Source organism: Paenibacillus nuruki (assembly GCF_001721045.1).
In the GTDB taxonomy this organism is placed as follows: Bacteria; Bacillota; Bacilli; order Paenibacillales; family Paenibacillaceae; genus Saccharibacillus; species Saccharibacillus nuruki.
In genome coordinates this window covers 1-18,962 of sequence record NZ_MDER01000022.1, presented here as the reverse complement: position 1 = coordinate 18,962, position 18,962 = coordinate 1, and the positions used below count along the sequence as shown (strand labels likewise).

The window sequence follows — 18,962 nt, the reverse complement described above, 5'->3', positions numbered from 1 at the left end:
GACTAGTGGCTTTTTGTTATGTCATACTATTTTTTGATGACTATACCCACATGATTGAAAAAATATAATAAGAATGATAAGATAAAGCTAACAGTTCCCACCCGGCCTAGCAAACTAGTTTATTTTAGTTTGATGCAAAAAAGGGTGGGCCATTTTATTATATGGGGGCTTTATGATGAATTCTAATGTTCCGCCTCTAAAACCTGCGATATCTATTGATAAGCAGATCCAATTATTAGAATCTCGTGATCTTATTGTGGATGATCGTGTCTATGCTAAAGAAGTATTAAAACGAATTAGTTACTACCGTTTTACAGGTTATTTATTACCATTTAGAACAAGACAATTTACATATCATATCGGTACACGTTTTGAAACGATTGTGAATCTATATAACTTTGATTCTGAACTACGAGTGCATTTATTGAAATTATGCGAACACATAGAAATCCAAATGCGAGCTAGTTTGTCTTATTTTCTAGCTATGAAATATCCAACTGATTCTCTTTGTTATCAAAAGGAGGATAATTTTGCATTTGATAAAAAAGATGGGCGAATTAAATTTGAAGATTTTAAAAACGATTGGGACAAGAATTTAAAAAGAAGCAATGAGATATTCATTAAACATCATCGTAAAAATTATAGTAGTCAATTTCCAGTATGGGTAGCTGTTGAAGTATTGACATTCTCTTCTATATCTATTTTGTATTCTAATTTATTTCCTAATGATAAACGTATTATTGCTAGAGAGTTCAACTTAAAAACACCAGATTTATTAGAAAATTGGCTTCATGTATTATCTGTATTACGAAATAAATGCGCTCATTTTAGTAGACTTTATTATACCTTTCTTAAAGCTGTAGATCTTTCAATTAATGCTCAACAGCTGAATATACATCCTAAAAAGTTATTTGCCATCATCTTTTCTACAAAATATTTGGTTAAAGATCAGCAGTTTTGGGATGCATGGGTAACCGATTTAGAACTTTTAATCAATAAATACGCTCAGGATATTGATTTAAAAATTATAGGGTTCCCTCTGAATTGGAAGCAACATTTATTATCGACTCCAACAGATATTATTTAAATTGTATCTATTTCTTTTTATAAATTAAAATAATCTTTATATACTGATATAAACAAATACGAGCCAACCGCAATAAGAATGAAGCGGTTGGCTCGTATTTTGTTTTTCTACAAATTCAGAAATTAAATACTATAAAGTATAGGCATATAGAGATTTAAGAAAACGAATGATCTGCAATCGTCTCAACAATTTTTTCAAAAGTATACATACGATTAACCATATCTACCGCAAAATCTGTAGCTTGTTTGGGTTCCATTTTAAAATAGTAGCCATTATAACGTAGAAAAATAACGAGCGCTGTAAAAGCTGTTCTTTTATTCGCGTGTTGAAAAGCATGATTTTCTCCAAGAGATTGAAATAGAGCAGCAGCTTTTTCAAAAATAGAAGGATATGATTTTTCTTTGAAGGCTGAAGATTGAGCAAGAAGAGCAGATTCTAAAAGAAGATTACTTTTAATACCAATTTGTTCCTCTGGACTATACTTTTGGATAACTGCGATATGGATCGCGACAACTTCTGCTACAGAAAGATAACGAATAGCATCCATTACCTATCTTTCAATTCTTTGAGAGTGGTATCGTATTGGCCCATGACTTGGGAAAGGGTATCTAAAAAATCAGGGCTTATTCCAGCGGGTAAATCTACTTTTTTAACTTTTTTGATCACAATTTCCTCGCTATTCTCTTTAATACTCACTTCTACTTTATCTCCTGCTTCTAATCCAATTTGCTTAAAAGCTTCTGTCATAGTTAGTCCTAAGCTGTTGCCGAACTTAGAAACTTTGCGTTCTAAGTGTAATGCTTTACTCATATCCTCAATTCCTTCCGTAAAATAATTATACTGTTATAACAATTATACATTATAGGAAAGTGTTTGTTAACTGATAAATCCTATCTTTTTCTACCTATTTTCCACCAATTTCAAAATTAGGCATTGAAAAGTATAGCCATAGTAGAGTAATATGGCTATATAATATGCAATTATATTAATTTATTAATATTTATATTAACTATAGATTGACGATAGGAGAATAATCATGACTCAACTACAAGATCAGCTGATTGTACATTATAAGTTTGATAACACCGAACATATTGAGCAAGATTCTTCTGGCAAAGGAAATGATGGGATCGTTGCAGGCACGACCAAACCTGTAATCTCTGAAGTTTTTGGTAGACATGCAGTTACGTTTGCAGGTGGACGAAATGGTAGTTCATTTATCCAGCTTCCTGTTGATGCACTTCAAAATGTAAGCGATAACAATGGAATAACAGTTACAACATGGGTGAATTTGGGCATGGGTGTAAGTATATGGGAGCGCCTTTTTGATTTTGGTAATGGAGAAGGTAGTCCGTCTTTATTTATGACGCGTCAGATGCGTGGAACACTGACAGCGGATGGCGATCTAGCGATAGATCCTGGTAAAGGATTTGTACGAGACGAATGGATGCATGTGGCTTTATCTGTCAAAGGAACAGAAGGCGGAACGCTCAGTAGCGCTGGACCTGTTGTCTATGTAAACGGTGAAGTACTTGCCGATGGATCAATTAGCCAGACGTCTAGCGGTAACTATGCACGCCTACGTCACTTTTTCCAAGTATTCGCAGAACAGACCACCAAACATGCGAATTATATCGGACGTTCTCAGTTTGTTGCGGATGATGATTTTGTCGGTTCGTTATCTGATTTCCGTGTCTATGCAGCAGGATTATCTGCCGATGAGATTATAGAAGTGATGTGCGATTCGTTAACCGATGAAGAAATTATTGGACTAGCACGAGATAAATATTTGTCTTTTCCCACAACGATTATTACCAAAGATATCTCACTACCACAGGAACTTATGGGTGGACGTGTGAATGTGTCTTGGCATTCGGATCAACCGAAATGGTTATCTAATAATGGGCAAATAGGAGAAGTGACAGAGCCGCAAGCAGTAACATTGACGGCAGTATTAACGAGAGGAGAAACGACTTTAGCCAAAAGTTATAACGTTTCTGTTCTGCCTGCGCATCTACCACCTTATACGCTGACGATTCATGGCGATCAGGAAGTGGTGGATGTGAGCGAGGTGATGTACGGCTTATTTTATGAAGATATTAATAACGCCGCTGATGGCGGAATCTATGCGGAATTGGTGCAAAACCGTTCTTTTGAATCGTTCGCTTTTGATACTTATTCTCATGCTTCTGGTGAATGTGGATGTTCGACTGGACGTAACCGTGAACCGTTATTTGCATGGTTTGGAGATACGGAACAGATGACTCCACAATCCAGCGGGGGGTTAAATGAACACTTTGGTGTACAAGATCCAGAAGTGAACTCTTATTATGTGACTGTGGCTGATGAAGCAACGATTTATAATCGCGGGTTTGGCGACACCAACCATAACTGTGCAATGTATATTCGTACAGGAGCGCAGTATGATTTTACAATCTGGGCGAAAGCCCAATCAGCAGGCAGTATCACGATCCAACTACAATCTGCTGAACATGACAGTATTAGTGAACCGATCACGATACCGATCGAAGGCAACAATACATGGAGCAAATATGGAGTGCATGCTCCGATCGTATTAACAGGGACAGCGACTACACTTGGACAGTTAGCACTTACATTTGACGGAGACATCTCTATTGATATGGTGTCGTTAATGCCGCGTGATGTATGGGGAGCGACAGAAGAAGTCTCATCGTCTTCTGCTCATGCTAACTATACAGGCAATGCGAATTATCGTTTGCGTAAAGACCTAGTCAATGCACTGGTTGAAATGCATCCCAAGTTTTTACGTTTTCCGGGTGGTTGTATCTCAGAAGGTTCGTTTATCTGGGAAAATGTATACGACTGGAAAGACTCGATCGGCGATATCGAATTACGCAAAGAAAATTTTAACGTCTGGGGCTATATGATGACGATGGGTCTGGGTTATATGGAATATTTCCAATTAGCTGAAGACTTGAATGCAGTTCCTCTTCCAGTAATGGCATGTGGTGTATTGTGTCAGGCACGCTCCGATTATGCGCATCCAGCAGGTGGGGAATTACGGGATTACTTTATTAAGAACTTTACCGATCTGATCGACTTTGCGATTAGTATGGATTTTGAAAATAATGAATGGGCAGCCATGCGTCGCCATATGGGACATGAAGCACCATTCGATCTTCGTTATCTAGGCGTTGGTAATGAAAACTGGGGTGTAGAGTTTTTTGTTAACTTTGAAGTGTTTAAGGTCGCGATTGATCAGTACATGGATAAGCATTATCCGAATCATGAACTGCATATTATCTCAACCGTTGGAGCGCAAGCAGATGATGATGCCTACCAACAAGGCTGGAAATTTTTGAGTGGCAATATGGAAGGGTCAGCAGAAGTGGCTTTTGCCGATGGGGAGAAAGTAACCGAAGAAACCGTCACATGGTATAAAGATCAATCCAATTATATGGATACGATTGCCGATGAGCATTATTACCGTTCCAATGAATATTTACTGAGTAATGCAGATCGGTACAACTATTATTATCGAGCATATCATCCAGATGGCAGTATCGACTGGCAACAATCGTCCAAAGTATTTGTCGGTGAATATGCATCTACCGATAAAAACACACTTGCAGGCGCTGTAGCCGAAGCCGCCGTGATCACTGGTTTTGAAAATAATGCAGATGTGGTTCGTCTAGCCGCTTATGCACCACTATTTAACAAAGTATTAACCGATGGAACATACCGCTGGACACCGGATTGTATCTGGTTCGATGATGAAAGTGTCTGGTTCACTCCGAACTATTATGTACAGCATTTGTATGCGAAATATCTGGGAACGAAAGTACTGGGAACTTCCTTTTCAACTTATAAAAATGGAAAAGCGATCGAATGGATTCCGCGTGGTGGGATCGAGATTGCGACTGGAAATGCTGAGATGATCGTTAGCCGTGTCAAAGTGATATCGAATAAAGATCATTCTGTACTGCTGGAACAAGATTTCACACAAGAGTTACAACCGATCTGGCAAGACATTCCGGGTTCTGTAGGCTACACGATCGATCCAGCACAAGGATTAATTTTGAAAGCACAAGCAAGTGGGCTTAATGGTCTTTATATTATCAATGAAGAGTGGACAGATTACACAGTGGAGGTGGTGGCTTCTAGAGTATCCGGTACAGATGGATTTTACATTGGTGCAGGTCTGACTGATATCTCTGCGGAGAACAAAGATGTGATCGAGTATGCGATTGGTTATGGCGGTCAAGCCACAGGTGTTAAAGTGCATAAGCAAGGCGTAGAAAGCTATACATTAGGTGATTATTCGACCAGTACAGCAGCAGGTAATCTAAGAGCAGCTAGCTATGAACCGATCACTAACCATACACCGTATACGATTACAGTTAATTATGGTGGGGATACAGGCAATCGCTTAATTTGCTTCTATACAGACGGTCAGACAACAAGTAAAGTACACGATTACAAGCTAGAAGCCTACAACCGTGAAGTATTCCACTCCGTTACCAAAGACGAGAAGCATATCTATATCAAATTAGTAAATGCCGATGATGCTGACAAAGCTACACGCATCAACCTGCAAGCATTAAACGTCTCACCAACAGCCCAATTCATCACATTAACTGGTGATGCTGAACTTGTACATGTTCCCAATGTAAACAAAAAGAACGACGAAAAAGTGGTACCTCAAGAACAACAGCTACAGATCGAGGATCAATCGTTAGTCGTTCCATTGTCTGCAAATTCTGTGAATGTGCTGGTGTTGGATATACAGTCGTAATTATTCAATTTCTCTTTTTATTTTAGTCACAAAGAGCGGATGACTATAGTCCGCTCTCATCTTTATTATGTGGAAGGGGCACAAGTAATGAATAAAAGTTGGATTCAAAAAGCAACTGCACTGACATTGATGATCTCATTAACGATTCCTGCGATTGGTTTTGGAGGAGCTACATCTCATGCAGAAGAATATGAGTTGAAGCAAGCCGTCACCAGCCCTACATTTTCCAATGTATCGGTACATGATCCTTCGATTATCAAAGCAGGTGGAACGTTCTATGTATTCGGTTCCCATATTTCGGCTGCTAAATCACAAGACCTAATGAATTGGACTTCATTTGCAAACGGTTACACTACTCCGGGAAATACGATCTATGGCGATCTTTCCAAAAATCTAGCCGGTTCATTCAAATGGGCAGGTGAAAATGATGCAGATAGCAAAGGCGGATTCTCGGTCTGGGCGCCAGATGTGATCTGGAATCCTAAATATGTGAATGCGGATGGCACCAAAGGTGCATATACTATCTATTACTGCACATCTTCTACCTATATTCGCTCTGCCATCGGTATGGCGGTATCTCAAAAAATAGAAGGACCTTATACGTATGTCGATACAATGATCTATTCTGGATTTACCAAAGATAAAGCATTCGACAACAACAGTACAGTTGATAAAAAATGGACGAACACCAATATACAGACGTTGATCAATCAGAAAAAATTAAGTGGTGAAAGTTCAGCATGGTTCAATGCAGACGGAACTTATGCGAATCAGAATTATCCTAATGCGATAGATCCAACGATATTTTCGGATACGAAAGGTAAGCTATGGATGACTTATGGTTCATGGTCTGGCGGTATTTTTGTTTTAGAAATCGATGCCAAAACAGGCAAACCCATCTATCCGGGCAAAGATGGTCAAACCAAAGATGGACGCTTGATTGATCGTTATTTCGGCACCAAAGTTGCTGGCGGTTACGGTCAGTCTGGTGAAGGGCCTTATATTCAATACAACAAAGAAAGTGGATACTACTATCTGTATATGACGTATGGCGGATTGGCTGCAAATGGTGGATATAATATGCGTGTCTTCCGCGCGACCAAGCCAGATGGTCCCTATCAAGATGCGAAAGGGCAACAAGCCACATGGCCTGCGCAAACGTCTAATGTGACCTATGGTAATAAGCTAATCGGTAATTATTTATGGGATAGCAAAGTAGGCGATCCCGGGTATGGAGAAAACTTCGGCTATGTTTCTCCAGGTCACAACTCGGTCTACACCGATGATAAAACAGGGCAGACATTCCTTGTCTTCCATACTCGCTTCCCAGCGAGAGGTGAAGAGCATGAACTTCGTATTCACCAGATGTATATCAATAAAGAAGGGTGGCCTGTTGTATCTCCTTATCGGTATGCAGGTGAGACGTTAGCTAAAGTAAGTGAAGAGATGGTTGTAGGCGATTATCAATTTATCGATCATGGGAATGATTCTTCTGCGGCGATCAAAAATACACAATATATTCGTCTCAACAAAGATCGTACGATCTCGGGCGAACTGCAAGGAACATGGCAGAAAAAAGGTACAGCAGATGCTATACTCACGATTGATGGTGTGAAGTATACAGGTGTATTTGTGAAAGATTGGAATCCAGTGACCAAGCAGTATAATATGACATTCACAGCCTTATCGACCAATGGAACAATGGGTTGGGGTAGTCGTCTCGTTGAGGAATCGGATAAGCAAGTGGTCGCAGATGTGTATAGTGATCTAAGTCTAGGTGATGTATCCAATGTAATCAGCAATGTACAATTGCCGACTGTAGCAAGTCGTGGCACATCGGTAGTCTGGACAAGTTCCAATCCAGCAGTTGTTAGTAATACAGGTGTAGTTACTCGTCCGCAAGCAGGACAAGCACCAGCAAATGTTACACTGACTGCTTCTATTAGCAAAGGTAACATCAAACAAACCAAAGTATTTCAGGTAACCGTACAACCTTTTGTAGAAGCTACATTAACAGCGCAATATAGTTTTGAACATAATTTAAAAGATACAACAGCAACATTTGGACAAGGAACAGTGACTGGAGATCGCTTAGACTCTACAGTAGGAACGATTACGTATGGTACTGGAGTCAGTGGACAATCGGCTGTTTTCAACGGGACATCTGGTATTCGTTTGCCACAAGGATTGATCTCTAACAATTCGTATTCGGTTGCGGTATGGGTGAAGCCAGATCAATTGACAACCTATTCACCTGCCTTTTTCGGAGCGAAAGATACCGATCACTGGGTAAGCTTAATTCCGCGTGGTGCGACCGCAGACAAGGCGATGGTCTGGTCGGGCACAGCGTGGTATGACGGAGTGACAGGCGTGACGATTCCAGCGAATCAATGGACGCATCTGGCTTTCTCTGTCGATGAAGGTAGCTTAACGATCTATGTGAATGGCGTCCAGCAGTTTAGCGGGACGAACTTCCCGGATATTTTTACAGGTGGTAACGCTAGCTTCGGTCTAGGTGTGAACTACTGGGATACTCCTTTTAAAGGGCAGATGGATGAGTTACGTATTTACAAAGGCAGTCTAACGCCTGCTCAGCTTTCTCAATTAGCGAAATCATAAAAACATCCAAGATTGCGCCAAAGTATTGTTCTTTCATGTAAAGAATGATATATTCATGTACGCAATCGACGAACATGAGCTTGGACAACAAGCTTATTATATTGACACTATCAATCATGCTCTTCAGTTGCTTTTGACCTGAAGAGCTTTTTTTATACTATTTTTTTCTAATTATCTTGTAATAAAGCCCGTTTGATACACTAATGTCGGTCTATTCCTCAGGTATGCCCATTCTAATGTAAAAGAAGTGAACTATGATGCAACCATTTGAACTTAAGTTTAAGCGAAGTCATCGACTACTGGATAAGTACTTTTCAGGATCAACGATTCATTATCGTCAGATGATTGCGCTGTTTGTACCGATTTTGATCGATCAGATTTTTATTATGGGATTGAACTTAATCAATACCGCAATGATCAGTTCAGCAGGTGTAGCCGCAGTCAGTGCTGTCAATATGATCGATTCGATCAATATTTTTCTACTGAGTGTATTTATTGCTGTTGCGACAGGCGGAACCGTAGTTGTTGCTCAGTACAAAGGACGCGAAGATGAGCGTGGAGTCTCTGAAGCGAGTGCAGGAGCCGTTTCTTCGGTCTCTTTACTGGCGATAGCCGTAGCTTTATTCGGGATTATTTTTCATGCACCGATTTTGAATATCCTTTTTGGATCGGCTGAAGCGGATGTGATGAATCTAGCACGAACGTATTTAATCGGAAGTTGTACTTCTTTTCTGGGCATAGCGATCGTGGAAGCCGTATGTGGAGCATTACGTGGGGTAGGTAGTACACGAGCTTCATTGATGTTATCGCTGATTATGAATTTAATTTATGTGTTGTTGAATTTTGTCTTTATTAACGGGTTACATATGGGCGTATTCGGAATGACATTGTCGGTGAATATTGCAAGATATTTGGGCGCTGCTTGTGCAATCTATTATCTGTTCAAAATGGATGTTAACCTGAAAGTTCAATTGCGTGAGATTCTGATTATCAAGTTCTCGATGTTGAAAAGAGTACTCTTTATCGGTCTTCCTTTTGCCGCTGAACAAATGTTTTTCAATGGGGGTAAAATTTTAACCCAGATCTTTATTGTAGGTATGGGAACGTATGCCATCGCTACGAATGCGATCTGTTCTTCATTAGCAGGTGTGATGCAGATTCCAGCCAATGCACTAGCGCTTACGATTATTACAGTAGTTGGTCAGTGTATTGGTAGCGGACATATCCAAGATGCTCGCAAATTTACCAAGTCATTTCTCATTTTATCGTCGCTCTCATTTGTCGTGATGGGATTATTGATCTTCCCGTTCTTCTATCCATTAATCTCGATCTTTAATCCGCCAGCAGAGATTGTAGACGATATTTTCTTAGTTCTTTTAATTAATACGATTGCTCAAGTTCCTTTGTGGGCGATTGCGTTTATTACTCCTTCTTCGTTACGTGCAGCAGGAGATTCCAAGTTTACTTCACTGGTGTCAATGTTATCCATGTGGTTATTCCGAGTTGTACTGGGTTATATCCTTGGAATTACGCTAGGTTGGGGTATTCTCGGGATCTGGATCGCGATGGATTGTGAATGGGCCGTCAGAGGATTGATCTTTATGAAACGATTCCGAGGAAATAAATGGCTTCAACATCGAGTCATTTAGACAAATATCAATAAGCCTTGATTGCAGATGCAAGATGTCTGTAGTCAGGGCTTTTTTTGCGTTATTTTAAAGTGTAGTGAAATAGGGGCATTACGAATAGAATGCTAGACAGTCATCAGATTACGTTTATAATGGGACATGTTCAGATCTTTAATCAAGAAAGGATGAGTATGAATTGCAAAAGTCTCAAATATATCGTCTGCTTCGTCTGGGTTGTGTATTATGTATCGGATTATTGATTTCTTGTAGCCAACCTTCAGCAGAAGCAGCAACGAACACATATTATGTCTCGCCTACAGGTAAAGATAGTCAGAAAGGAACAATCACTTCTCCCTGGAAAACGCTCCAACATGCGGCAGATACAGTGCCCGCAGGCAGTACGGTCTATCTGCGAGAAGGTGTCTATAAGCAACAGCTAGCGATTACTCGCTCAGGATCAGCAAGCAAAGGCAATATTACTTTTACTCCTTATTCTTCGGAAAAAGCAGTCTTAGATGGAACAGGTCAAGCCGTTGATGGACTGCAAGGAATGATCGATATTCAAAATGCTAGTTATATTACGATCAAAGGATTAGAAATTCGTAATTATACGACTACTCATGCGGATGAAGTACCGACAGGCATCAGTATACAAGGAGCAGGTAGTCATATTCAAATTACAGGAAATAAAATTCATGATATTAAAAGTACGGTCTCATTATCAGGTAATCATGCAACAGGTCGAGATGCACATGGTATAGCAGTGTATGGCAACAAAGCACCAGAGTCGCTACATGATATTACGATCGATCATAATGAACTGTACAATCTCGTATTGGGTTCAAGCGAATCGCTAGTCGTCAATGGGAATGTAGAGAAATTTACGATCAGTCATAATCGTTTACATGATAACGATAATATAGGGATTGATGTGATCGGATATGAAGGAATAGCGCCTAATGTGAAGTACGATGTTGCTCGTCAAGGCGTGATCAAAGGCAATACCATCTACAATATCTCATCTAATCGCAATCCTTTTTACGGGAAAAAGATACCCAATAACAGCAACTCGGCAGGGGCTATCTATGTGGATGGTGGCAAAGATACCGTGATCGAACAAAATAAAGTGTATAACAACGATATTGGGATTGAGATCGCTTCAGAACATGCCGGCAAATCAACCGACAATATTACAGTGCGTAGCAATATTATTTTCAGCAATCGACTTACAGGCATAGCGATGGGCGGATATGATACCGAGCGGGGTTCAACGATCAATAGTCATATTATGAACAATACGCTGTATAAGAACGATACCCTCAATCGTGGTAACGGACAGTTGTATGTGCAATACGATACACGCAACAATGTGATCAAAAATAATATTATGGTCGCTGGTGCATCCAATGTGCTTATCTACAATGAATACACCAAAAATAGTGGCAATATTATTGATTACAATCTGTACGATGCACCGGATGGTAGCGCAGAAGCCACATGGATTTGGAAAAATAAAGAGTATGCAGGCTTTCCAGATTATCGTAAACGTAGTGGTAACGATGCCCATTCACTATTTGCTAATCCCAAATTAATAGATCCTGCGAAGCAAAATTTCCATGTACAACAAAGCTCACCAGCCATTCATCAAGGGATTGCTGATCCATCTATAGTAGGTACACTGGATATCGATGGACAACTTCGCAAAAGCCATTCGCCGATTACTATAGGTGCTGATCAATAACAATCATAATGCAGTTACATTTTAAATATGGAGCCAGTACCGTATTCCAAGTCCAACCAGTATGCCGATCACAACAGTAAGCAGAAATGAACGGGTGACTTTAATCATTAATGCAGCTACTATAGAGCCACCGAGAATAGGCAATGAGATAGAAGATGATCCATTGTCAGTTATAAATATTTGATCTACAATAAGCGCCACCATGATCGCAATCGGAACAAAGTTGAAATACAAGCGCAGGGTGGGATTCAATACTCGCCCTGCCATCATTTCGACGCCGATCAGACGTGACAGAAAAGTCACGATACATAGAACAATAATCAAAACCCACGGTTCAGCCATGATGTGACCTCCTTGCAATATAGAGTCCAACCAATGGAGCGATAATACCTGTTAAAATAAGATTAAATTCACTATTTGGCATCATATGATGTAATAGACTAGCCATACCTAGCGCTGTGATAGCAGTAGCAATAATCGGTTTTTGAGTCAGAGCAGGAATAAGTAAGGCTACAAATGTAATTGGAAAAGCCAAGTCCAATCCCCAACGCACAGGATCAATAAGATCACCAAGGTAGGCACCGATATAAGAAGCAACAACCCATGCACTATAAAATGTTCCTGCCACCACTCCAAAATACAAAGGATCTGCTCCATACTTCTGATAACGTATATTTCCCAGAACAAATGATTCATCCGATACACCAAATGCTAATAACCAGCGATATTTTCGAGAAGCAGGTGCTAGATTATCTGCCAGTGCAGCTCCATATAACAAGTTACGCAAATTAAGCAATACCGCAGTGATCAGCATACTTGGCAAAGCAGCCCCTGATATAAACATAGCCACGATCACCAATTGCACAGAACCGGAAAAGACGAGCAAAGACATAAGTATCGTACTCCACAGACTCCAATGTGCTTGTGTAGCCAGTACTCCATAAGATAATCCATAAGCGGCTATCGCTAATGCTAAAGGTAAAGCTTCAAGCAAAGCGGTTCTAACAGTTTGCTGGTTAGTGAGCATATACCAATTCTCCTTGTATTCTATTTTGTGAAAGTATAAAGTAATAACTAATTAGTATATTATAATTAACTTTTGTATGATTATAGTATAGATTATAATTAAAAGTAAAATAAAATTAACTTTTTATAAAATAAAATATACTTTCGTGTAGAATAAATAAGAAAGAACTGAATATAGAAGGAGCATATTATGGATACAACTACTGAATTTCAAGGAAAAGAAGAAGAAGTGGGTAAGCAGATCGGAATTAACTTACGACAATTTCGAACAGCTAAAGGGATCACAATCGAAGCCTTTGCTAAGCAAATAGGAGTGAGTAAATTAACATTGATTAAGATTGAACAGGGAGAAGCGAACCCTACGTTATCTGTGATGTGGAAAATTGCAGATGGTTTACATATTCCGATTGCAGCATTGTTATCTGGAGAGTCAGATGTGTCTATTATTCGCAAACAAGCAGGGATGCAGTTAAAAAGTTCAGACGATGCTTTTGTAGTCGAACCTTTATTTCGCTCGAATGGATTTGAGTTATATCGAGGATATTTACAGCCCAATCGTTCATACACATCTGAAGCGCATCAAGCTGGAGTGACTGAATTTGTAACCGTAATGTCAGGTCAACTTACAGTAGAAGTGAATCAAGAACAGTATGATCTGGTGGAAGAAGAGTGTATTCGTTTCAAAGCTGATCGTCAGCATACGTATAGTAATTCATCTGAATCTATGGCTATTTTACATTTTGTGATTACCTATCATTAAGATTGCGAGTTCTATTTTAAAGCTAATAGTAAAGAAAAATGGATTCATCGGTTATGTGAATCCACCCTATTAATATGTAATATGAGAATTATTGTTCTTCCTGACTTTTTAATTTGTTATTATACTTTTCTCTAAAGATTTTTATTAAAACCACTGCAAAGAATAACAAGCCAACAATCATAAATAATATACTGATTCTATAAGGAGTCTGTAATGAAAGTTCTTCCATTGCAGTAAAAAATCTTCCTGGTGGTGTAGACCAACCGGGTACATTAGGGACAAAATTAGCAACCGCGATTTGTGTCATGCCTAGCAATAGAGTCCCTGAAATGAACATGATAGCTCCTATAAAGACAATTAATTTGCTCATAATTATACTATTCCTTTCTAAAATGACTTTGAATTAAAGTAGTAATCAATAAGATTAGACCTATACACATGAAGATAATACTAATAATATAAGGTGTTTTTAATCTAAGAACGTCTAAAAAATTATTGAATTGTTCAGGCATATCAATAGGTCCTCTAGTATGGGTAAACATATTGGCTACGGCTACATGTACAAATCCAAACAAAAGAGTACCTGCAATCAAGAAAACAGATCCAATGATTAACCGAGAATAGTTCATTACTGTCTTTACCTCCTTATCTATAGCATCAATAAAATAAGTGTATACAAAAAATAAAGCTGTTGGATTAATTATCCAACAGCTTTTATAGTAACACAGTCGCAGAATAACACCATAAAAGGGTTCGTATCCTGTTCTTTTTATCTACATATATAGGGGGTTAAATTTACGCTTCGCCCCATGCACGATCACCGGTTAAATACTTTTCCGTCAAAATGGAAAGCAGTTGAATGCCCACTTCATTTTGTCCGCCTTCAGGAATAATCAGGTCTGCATATTTTTTGGAAGGTTCAATAAAAGCTTCATGCATCGGTTTGACTGTTGTTAAATACTGCTGGTGAATCGATTGAATACTACGTCCACGCTCTTCGATATCTCGCAATACACGACGTAAAATCCGCACATCTGGGTCGGTATCGACAAATACTTTGATATCGAGTTCTGCACGCAATTTCTCATCAGATAATACATGTAACCCTTCCACAATCGCAATATGATTGGGATGCAATTCGAGCGTCTGATCCACAAATCGTGAGTCGGTTGTAAAATCGTATACAGGAGCAAAAGCCGCCTGTCCTTGTTTGAGTAAATTGAGATGTTCGATCATTAGTTCATTATCAAAGGCAAACGGATGATCATAATTAATCAATCGGCGTTCTTCCGCAGTCAGTCGGGAGTGCTCTTTATAATAATTATCCTGAGATATAAAAGTGACTTTGTCTGTGCCAAGACGTTCAATCACTGAACGAGCAACAGTTGTTTTTCCTGATCCGGTTCCTCCGGCAATACCAATAATCAGCATAGTGATTACTTTACCCTCCCTAAATGTTCCCAATACAATTCTAATATTGTAGCATAGCAGCAACGTTTTTTCATTATATTTCATCAAAATACAGTGACAAATCCATGATGATATTAACGGTGTGTAAAGGAAAATAGACAAAAGGAAGTATTCAAACCAAAATGTAGCATAAAGTAACTTTGAAATTAGATAAAATATGACACAATGTCAAATGACTTTTCTTCAAATTACGGTAAGATGTAAGATAGATGATCTTATTTATTTTATTTAGTATGGAGAAATATGAACTAATTTTTAATATGCATTTAAAATATAAGTGTCACTCAAATAACGCCTAACAGAATGGAGAGATCGAGATGCAACAACAAAAACTATTTATTAATGGTCAGAGGTTAGCAGAAACGATCGAACACTTTGCCGATTTTGGACGCACAGACAATAATGGTGTGACACGATTGGCATTGAGTGAACAGGATATCGCTGTACGTGGATATTTTCGCTCCTGTTGTGAATCATTAGGAATGACGGTTGTTGTGGATGATATGGGATGTATGTATGCAACACTAGCAGGTGTAGAAGATGTACCTCCGATTGTCATAGGTTCTCATATGGATACTGTAAAAAAAGGAGGTCGCTTTGATGGTATATTAGGTGTCATCGCCGGGCTAGAAATTGTCCGTACTCTAGTCGATCATGGAATTAAGCCGCGTATTCCGATTACTATCGTGAATTTTACGAACGAAGAAGGTGCACGTTTTGAACCTTCGATGATGGCTTCTGGTGTATTATCTGGGAAATTTGCCAAAGCCGATATGTTAAACAAAAAAGATAGCGACGGCATTACATTTGGCGATGCATTAGCTCAAAGCGGTTATGCTGGAGAAGTCAGTCACCGAATTCAAGAAGCTACAGCTTATTTAGAATTACATATTGAGCAAGGACCTGTATTAGAACGAGAAGAATTACAGATTGGATTAGTCGATTGTGTGGTCGGTATGGTCTGTTACGAGATTGAAGTCATGGGTGAATCGGATCATGCTGGCACGACCCCTATGGATATGAGGAAAGATGCTTTTTTTGCTATGAATGATCTAGTGACGATGTTGCGCACGCAATTAAGTACGTTGGATTCGGAGTTAGTGTATACGATGGGACGAGCGAATGTATTTCCAAATATTCATACGGTCATTCCCAATAAAGTGACTTTTACATTAGAAGCTAGACACAAGAATGAAGAGATTGTACGTGAAGTGGAGCATATCATCCAAAGGTTACCTGCGATGCAAGGAGATTGTGAAGTAAAGAGCACACTATTATGGGGACGCGATACCGTCTGGTTCGATCTCACCATTTGCGAAAAGTTGGAAACTTCGGTACAGGCATTGGGATATTCTTATAAAAAAATGGCAAGCGGAGCCGGACACGATGCCCAATTTGTTGCTCATTTTTTACCATCTGCGATGGTATTTGTACCTAGTGTGAATGGAAAAAGTCACTGTGAGGAAGAACTGACTTCGTATGAAGATTGTGAGAAAGGGATTAATGTGTTGTTGGATACGGTATTAGGGATGTTGGAAAGTTGAGTGGGATTCTATCTTTATAAATAATACGTACCGCCTTTCGATGAATATCGTTAGGTGGTTTTTTTATAATATTCAACTGATCATCTAACAATAAATATAGAAAAATGTTAAATGTATTCAAATATGTAGGATAAGATTAAGATAGTGGGAGAGAACTGTATCACTTAATACATAGTATATGATCTAGCTATAGGATATATTGTTCAGTAGAATAGCTTTGAAAATAGGGGGATATTATGGAAAAAAATAAAAACATGTATCAAAAAAAATGGGGGTTTTTAGATAAAAAACCTTTTCAACCTGGAAATATTATTGAAACTGTAGAGGATATGGATGTATGGATGGGAGATAATCCTTATATCATAGCTGAAAATCGAATCAATGAAGGCTCAATTGAAGATACTATTCTAGAGTTTGTAGAACTTTTTTGGAGCGTAGAGCCTGATTACAGATTATTGAGTGTCGTATTGCAAATGAACTTGGCAAAAAAAGTCTATAAAGAGAATATATTTGTAAAAGCTAGTTATAAAAATAAAATAGAAGTTCCTAAAATTAAAGAAATTCAGATGACACTTGATCCAGATACAGAATATATTCAAACATTTGAACTTATTTTATACGAAATGCCTGATATAACGATATTAAACGAAAAAGTAAAGCGACTATCTCAAGAATTAGAATTTAAGAAAGATAATAATACATTGAAATTAATGGTATCTGGAAAGGTTTTAATTATTTCTAACTGATCAAAATAATAAAAAAAGAATTTGTTTAATATATAACGTATATAAAGAGTACATAAATTTTCTATATTAAATAACAAATTAGAATAGGAGCACACATTGAGAATACTTACAGTTGTATTTAAAGGAATCTGGATAATAGCTATAACCATAAATGTATTATCGCTTCTATGGTTAGTAGTAGGTTCAACAGCTAATTTTCAAAGTTCCATGGATATCGTAGCTAGATACACATTATTTTCTGTCGGCATTTTCTCCATTATTCTGATCTCTCTATCTATCTTTTATTTGATAAAAACAAAAAAACAAAATATAGGGATTGCAGGTTGTGCTGTAGCTCTTGTTTTCTCGTTATTCTTACTGGGTTGCTCCTCCATGAATCAAGAGGGTGTGGTCGATAAAGAATGGTTTCGTGACTCTGTAAATAAAGATCCTATTAAGTCTACAACAGATGGGAAATATGATTATCGTCTGAAAATTATTAATAGAGGACAAAAAAATGTACGCCAACAGTTATATGTTAAAGAGTTAGCTACAAAACAAGAAAAGTATATTGATATTCCAATTAAAATGGAGCCTTCTTATGGCTATTCTTTAGGTACAGGTGATTGGGCTTGGGCACGTCTGAAAAATACAGATCATATAAATGAGTATATTTTAACAACCACTAGTGAGTTAGGTGTTCCTATCCAATCATTTAAAATGAATACATATGAAGGAAGTGCTGATTCGATTTTTTCTCAATAAAAATAGTAAAACGTAACAAAATTATAAACGATTAAAACATCATATCTTGTTATAAAGTAGGAGGGTGCAAATTGGTAGGTGTAGTCATTGAAGAATATACACTTGAACTTAGCAGTCACAAATCAATTACGGGTGGAGTTTATTTTCAAATAGGAGATACATTTTTCCCTGATTGCCATTGGAATGATTTTATTATAGTTATTTTGACATGGTGGAATAAATCTATAAAATTACTTGAAACTTCGTCTGTTGGAACATCACAAAATTTTGATTTTATGGATGGTCCGTTCTATGTGCATGGAGTAAAAAAAGATAGCTCACATATCACATTAAATTTTATAAGAAGAAAACAAATTGGCTTGGAAGTGATTGCATCGTTAGATACAGAGATTATTTCTTTAAAAAAATCAATTACAAAGGCTTCAAAAAAAGTGATGGGAGAAGTAGATGCTAAACAATGGATGACTGATGATATAGAAGAGTTGAAAAAGCAAATAAAATAATAGATATTTCGATGTTACAACCTTAGAGAAAAATTGAAGTTCACTCCTTAAAATAAACATTTGAGGTATCCATTACGTTATTGAAAAGGTGATAGAATGAATAAAGATAACTTATTAGAATTATCCAAAAATCTAGATACTGAATATGAGATAGGAATTTGGTCAGAGACAAGGGACTTACTTGAAAGACAGGATAATATCACAGACTTTTCTATTAAATATGCTGAGGGTCAGTATAATATCATAATTAAACTACAAGATCTTAACTTACACGCGGCAAAAACTTTATTTACATTATTAGTACAATTTATAGAGTA

General features: G+C 38.0%; 18 protein-coding genes. 11 read left to right on the top strand and 7 right to left on the bottom strand.

Going from position 1 to position 18,962, the window contains the following annotated elements:
• The first annotated feature begins 175 nt into the window (after positions 1-175).
• The gene (locus tag PTI45_RS01630) at positions 176-1,087 is read left to right on the top strand and encodes an Abi family protein (protein ID WP_069325803.1); all 912 of its coding nucleotides are present in this window, start codon (positions 176-178) and stop codon (positions 1,085-1,087) included.
• 154 nt (positions 1,088-1,241) lie between these two features.
• On the opposite strand, the gene PTI45_RS01625 is transcribed toward PTI45_RS01630, so the two are convergent.
• Both PTI45_RS01625 and PTI45_RS01620 read right to left on the bottom strand, forming a co-directional pair.
• A complete protein-coding gene (locus PTI45_RS01625; RefSeq protein ID WP_069325802.1) occupies positions 1,242-1,634 on the bottom strand; it encodes a type II toxin-antitoxin system death-on-curing family toxin in 393 nt (130 codons plus the stop codon).
• On the bottom strand, positions 1,634-1,897 hold the full coding sequence (locus PTI45_RS01620; RefSeq protein WP_069325801.1) for an AbrB/MazE/SpoVT family DNA-binding domain-containing protein: 264 nt from the start codon (positions 1,895-1,897) through the stop codon (positions 1,634-1,636). The genes PTI45_RS01625 and PTI45_RS01620 overlap by 1 nt, the downstream gene beginning before the upstream one ends.
• Positions 1,898-2,123: 226 nt before the next feature.
• On the opposite strand from PTI45_RS01620, the gene PTI45_RS01615 reads away from it, so the two are divergent.
• The 4 genes from PTI45_RS01615 to PTI45_RS01600 all read left to right on the top strand — a co-directional run bounded on the left by PTI45_RS01615 (position 2,124) and on the right by PTI45_RS01600 (position 11,852).
• Positions 2,124-5,864 carry an alpha-L-arabinofuranosidase C-terminal domain-containing protein gene (locus PTI45_RS01615; RefSeq protein WP_069325800.1) on the top strand — a complete coding sequence of 1,247 codons (3,741 nt, stop codon included), beginning with the start codon at positions 2,124-2,126 and terminating at the stop codon, positions 5,862-5,864.
• An 87-nt stretch (positions 5,865-5,951) separates the two neighbouring features.
• Positions 5,952-8,483 carry a LamG-like jellyroll fold domain-containing protein gene (locus PTI45_RS01610; protein WP_069325799.1) on the top strand — a complete coding sequence of 844 codons (2,532 nt, stop codon included), beginning with the start codon at positions 5,952-5,954 and terminating at the stop codon, positions 8,481-8,483.
• 257 nt (positions 8,484-8,740) lie between these two features.
• A complete protein-coding gene (locus PTI45_RS01605; protein ID WP_069325798.1) occupies positions 8,741-10,132 on the top strand; it encodes an MATE family efflux transporter in 1,392 nt (463 codons plus the stop codon).
• 175 nt (positions 10,133-10,307) lie between these two features.
• Complete coding sequence (locus PTI45_RS01600; RefSeq protein WP_083243289.1) at positions 10,308-11,852, top strand: polysaccharide lyase domain-containing protein; 1,545 nt, start codon at positions 10,308-10,310, stop codon at positions 11,850-11,852.
• Positions 11,853-11,873: 21 nt separating this feature from the next.
• Here PTI45_RS01600 and PTI45_RS01595 read toward each other — a convergent pair whose 3' ends face one another.
• Together PTI45_RS01595 and PTI45_RS01590 are read right to left on the bottom strand one after the other, a co-directional pair.
• The gene (locus PTI45_RS01595) at positions 11,874-12,194 is read right to left on the bottom strand and encodes an AzlD domain-containing protein (RefSeq protein ID WP_069325797.1); all 321 of its coding nucleotides are present in this window, start codon (positions 12,192-12,194) and stop codon (positions 11,874-11,876) included.
• The gene (locus PTI45_RS01590) at positions 12,187-12,879 is read right to left on the bottom strand and encodes an AzlC family ABC transporter permease (RefSeq protein ID WP_069325796.1); all 693 of its coding nucleotides are present in this window, start codon (positions 12,877-12,879) and stop codon (positions 12,187-12,189) included. Before PTI45_RS01590 ends, PTI45_RS01595 begins: the two co-directional genes overlap by 8 nt.
• 189 nt (positions 12,880-13,068) lie before the next feature.
• On the opposite strand from PTI45_RS01590, the gene PTI45_RS01585 reads away from it, so the two are divergent.
• The gene (locus tag PTI45_RS01585) at positions 13,069-13,638 is read left to right on the top strand and encodes a helix-turn-helix domain-containing protein (RefSeq protein ID WP_069325795.1); all 570 of its coding nucleotides are present in this window, start codon (positions 13,069-13,071) and stop codon (positions 13,636-13,638) included.
• Positions 13,639-13,726: 88 nt separating this feature from the next.
• On the opposite strand, the gene PTI45_RS01580 is transcribed toward PTI45_RS01585, so the two are convergent.
• From PTI45_RS01580 to udk, 3 genes are all read right to left on the bottom strand, one after another.
• A complete protein-coding gene (locus PTI45_RS01580; RefSeq protein WP_069325794.1) occupies positions 13,727-14,008 on the bottom strand; it encodes a hypothetical protein in 282 nt (93 codons plus the stop codon).
• Positions 14,009-14,015: 7 nt separating this feature from the next.
• A complete protein-coding gene (locus PTI45_RS01575) occupies positions 14,016-14,267 on the bottom strand; it encodes a hypothetical protein (RefSeq protein ID WP_069325793.1) in 252 nt (83 codons plus the stop codon).
• Between the two features lie 166 nt (positions 14,268-14,433).
• A complete protein-coding gene (udk, locus tag PTI45_RS01570; protein WP_069325792.1) occupies positions 14,434-15,069 on the bottom strand; it encodes a uridine kinase in 636 nt (211 codons plus the stop codon).
• A 356-nt stretch (positions 15,070-15,425) separates the two neighbouring features.
• Here udk and PTI45_RS01565 point away from each other — a divergent pair, with 356 nt between their 5' ends.
• From PTI45_RS01565 to PTI45_RS24365, 5 genes are all read left to right on the top strand, one after another.
• Positions 15,426-16,652: a Zn-dependent hydrolase gene (locus tag PTI45_RS01565; protein ID WP_069325791.1), complete on the top strand. Its 1,227-nt coding sequence runs from the start codon at positions 15,426-15,428 to the stop codon at positions 16,650-16,652.
• Between the two features lie 236 nt (positions 16,653-16,888).
• The gene (locus PTI45_RS01560; protein ID WP_069325790.1) at positions 16,889-17,398 is read left to right on the top strand and encodes a hypothetical protein; all 510 of its coding nucleotides are present in this window, start codon (positions 16,889-16,891) and stop codon (positions 17,396-17,398) included.
• A gap of 96 nt (positions 17,399-17,494) precedes the next feature.
• A complete protein-coding gene (locus PTI45_RS01555; RefSeq protein WP_069325789.1) occupies positions 17,495-18,142 on the top strand; it encodes a hypothetical protein in 648 nt (215 codons plus the stop codon).
• A 71-nt stretch (positions 18,143-18,213) separates the two neighbouring features.
• On the top strand, positions 18,214-18,645 hold the full coding sequence (locus tag PTI45_RS01550; RefSeq protein ID WP_069325788.1) for a hypothetical protein: 432 nt from the start codon (positions 18,214-18,216) through the stop codon (positions 18,643-18,645).
• A 96-nt stretch (positions 18,646-18,741) separates the two neighbouring features.
• The coding region (locus PTI45_RS24365; RefSeq protein ID WP_069325787.1) for a hypothetical protein at positions 18,742-18,962 on the top strand (221 nt) is incomplete at its 3' end.

Coding starts and splice junctions, on each gene's coding strand:
- PTI45_RS01575 (WP_069325793.1), bottom strand. CDS start 14,267: ATGAACTATTCTCGGTTAATCATTGGATCTGTTTTCTTGATTGCAGGT.
- udk (WP_069325792.1), bottom strand. CDS start 15,069: ATGCTGATTATTGGTATTGCCGGAGGAACCGGATCAGGAAAAACAACT.
- PTI45_RS01590 (WP_069325796.1), bottom strand. CDS start 12,879: ATGCTCACTAACCAGCAAACTGTTAGAACCGCTTTGCTTGAAGCTTTA.
- PTI45_RS01620 (WP_069325801.1), bottom strand. CDS start 1,897: ATGAGTAAAGCATTACACTTAGAACGCAAAGTTTCTAAGTTCGGCAAC.
- PTI45_RS01560 (WP_069325790.1), top strand. CDS start 16,889: ATGGAAAAAAATAAAAACATGTATCAAAAAAAATGGGGGTTTTTAGAT.
- PTI45_RS01595 (WP_069325797.1), bottom strand. CDS start 12,194: ATGGCTGAACCGTGGGTTTTGATTATTGTTCTATGTATCGTGACTTTT.
- PTI45_RS01580 (WP_069325794.1), bottom strand. CDS start 14,008: ATGAGCAAATTAATTGTCTTTATAGGAGCTATCATGTTCATTTCAGGG.
- PTI45_RS01565 (WP_069325791.1), top strand. CDS start 15,426: ATGCAACAACAAAAACTATTTATTAATGGTCAGAGGTTAGCAGAAACG.
- PTI45_RS01625 (WP_069325802.1), bottom strand. CDS start 1,634: ATGGATGCTATTCGTTATCTTTCTGTAGCAGAAGTTGTCGCGATCCAT.
- PTI45_RS01585 (WP_069325795.1), top strand. CDS start 13,069: ATGGATACAACTACTGAATTTCAAGGAAAAGAAGAAGAAGTGGGTAAG.
- PTI45_RS01630 (WP_069325803.1), top strand. CDS start 176: ATGAATTCTAATGTTCCGCCTCTAAAACCTGCGATATCTATTGATAAG.
- PTI45_RS01605 (WP_069325798.1), top strand. CDS start 8,741: ATGCAACCATTTGAACTTAAGTTTAAGCGAAGTCATCGACTACTGGAT.
- PTI45_RS01610 (WP_069325799.1), top strand. CDS start 5,952: ATGAATAAAAGTTGGATTCAAAAAGCAACTGCACTGACATTGATGATC.
- PTI45_RS01615 (WP_069325800.1), top strand. CDS start 2,124: ATGACTCAACTACAAGATCAGCTGATTGTACATTATAAGTTTGATAAC.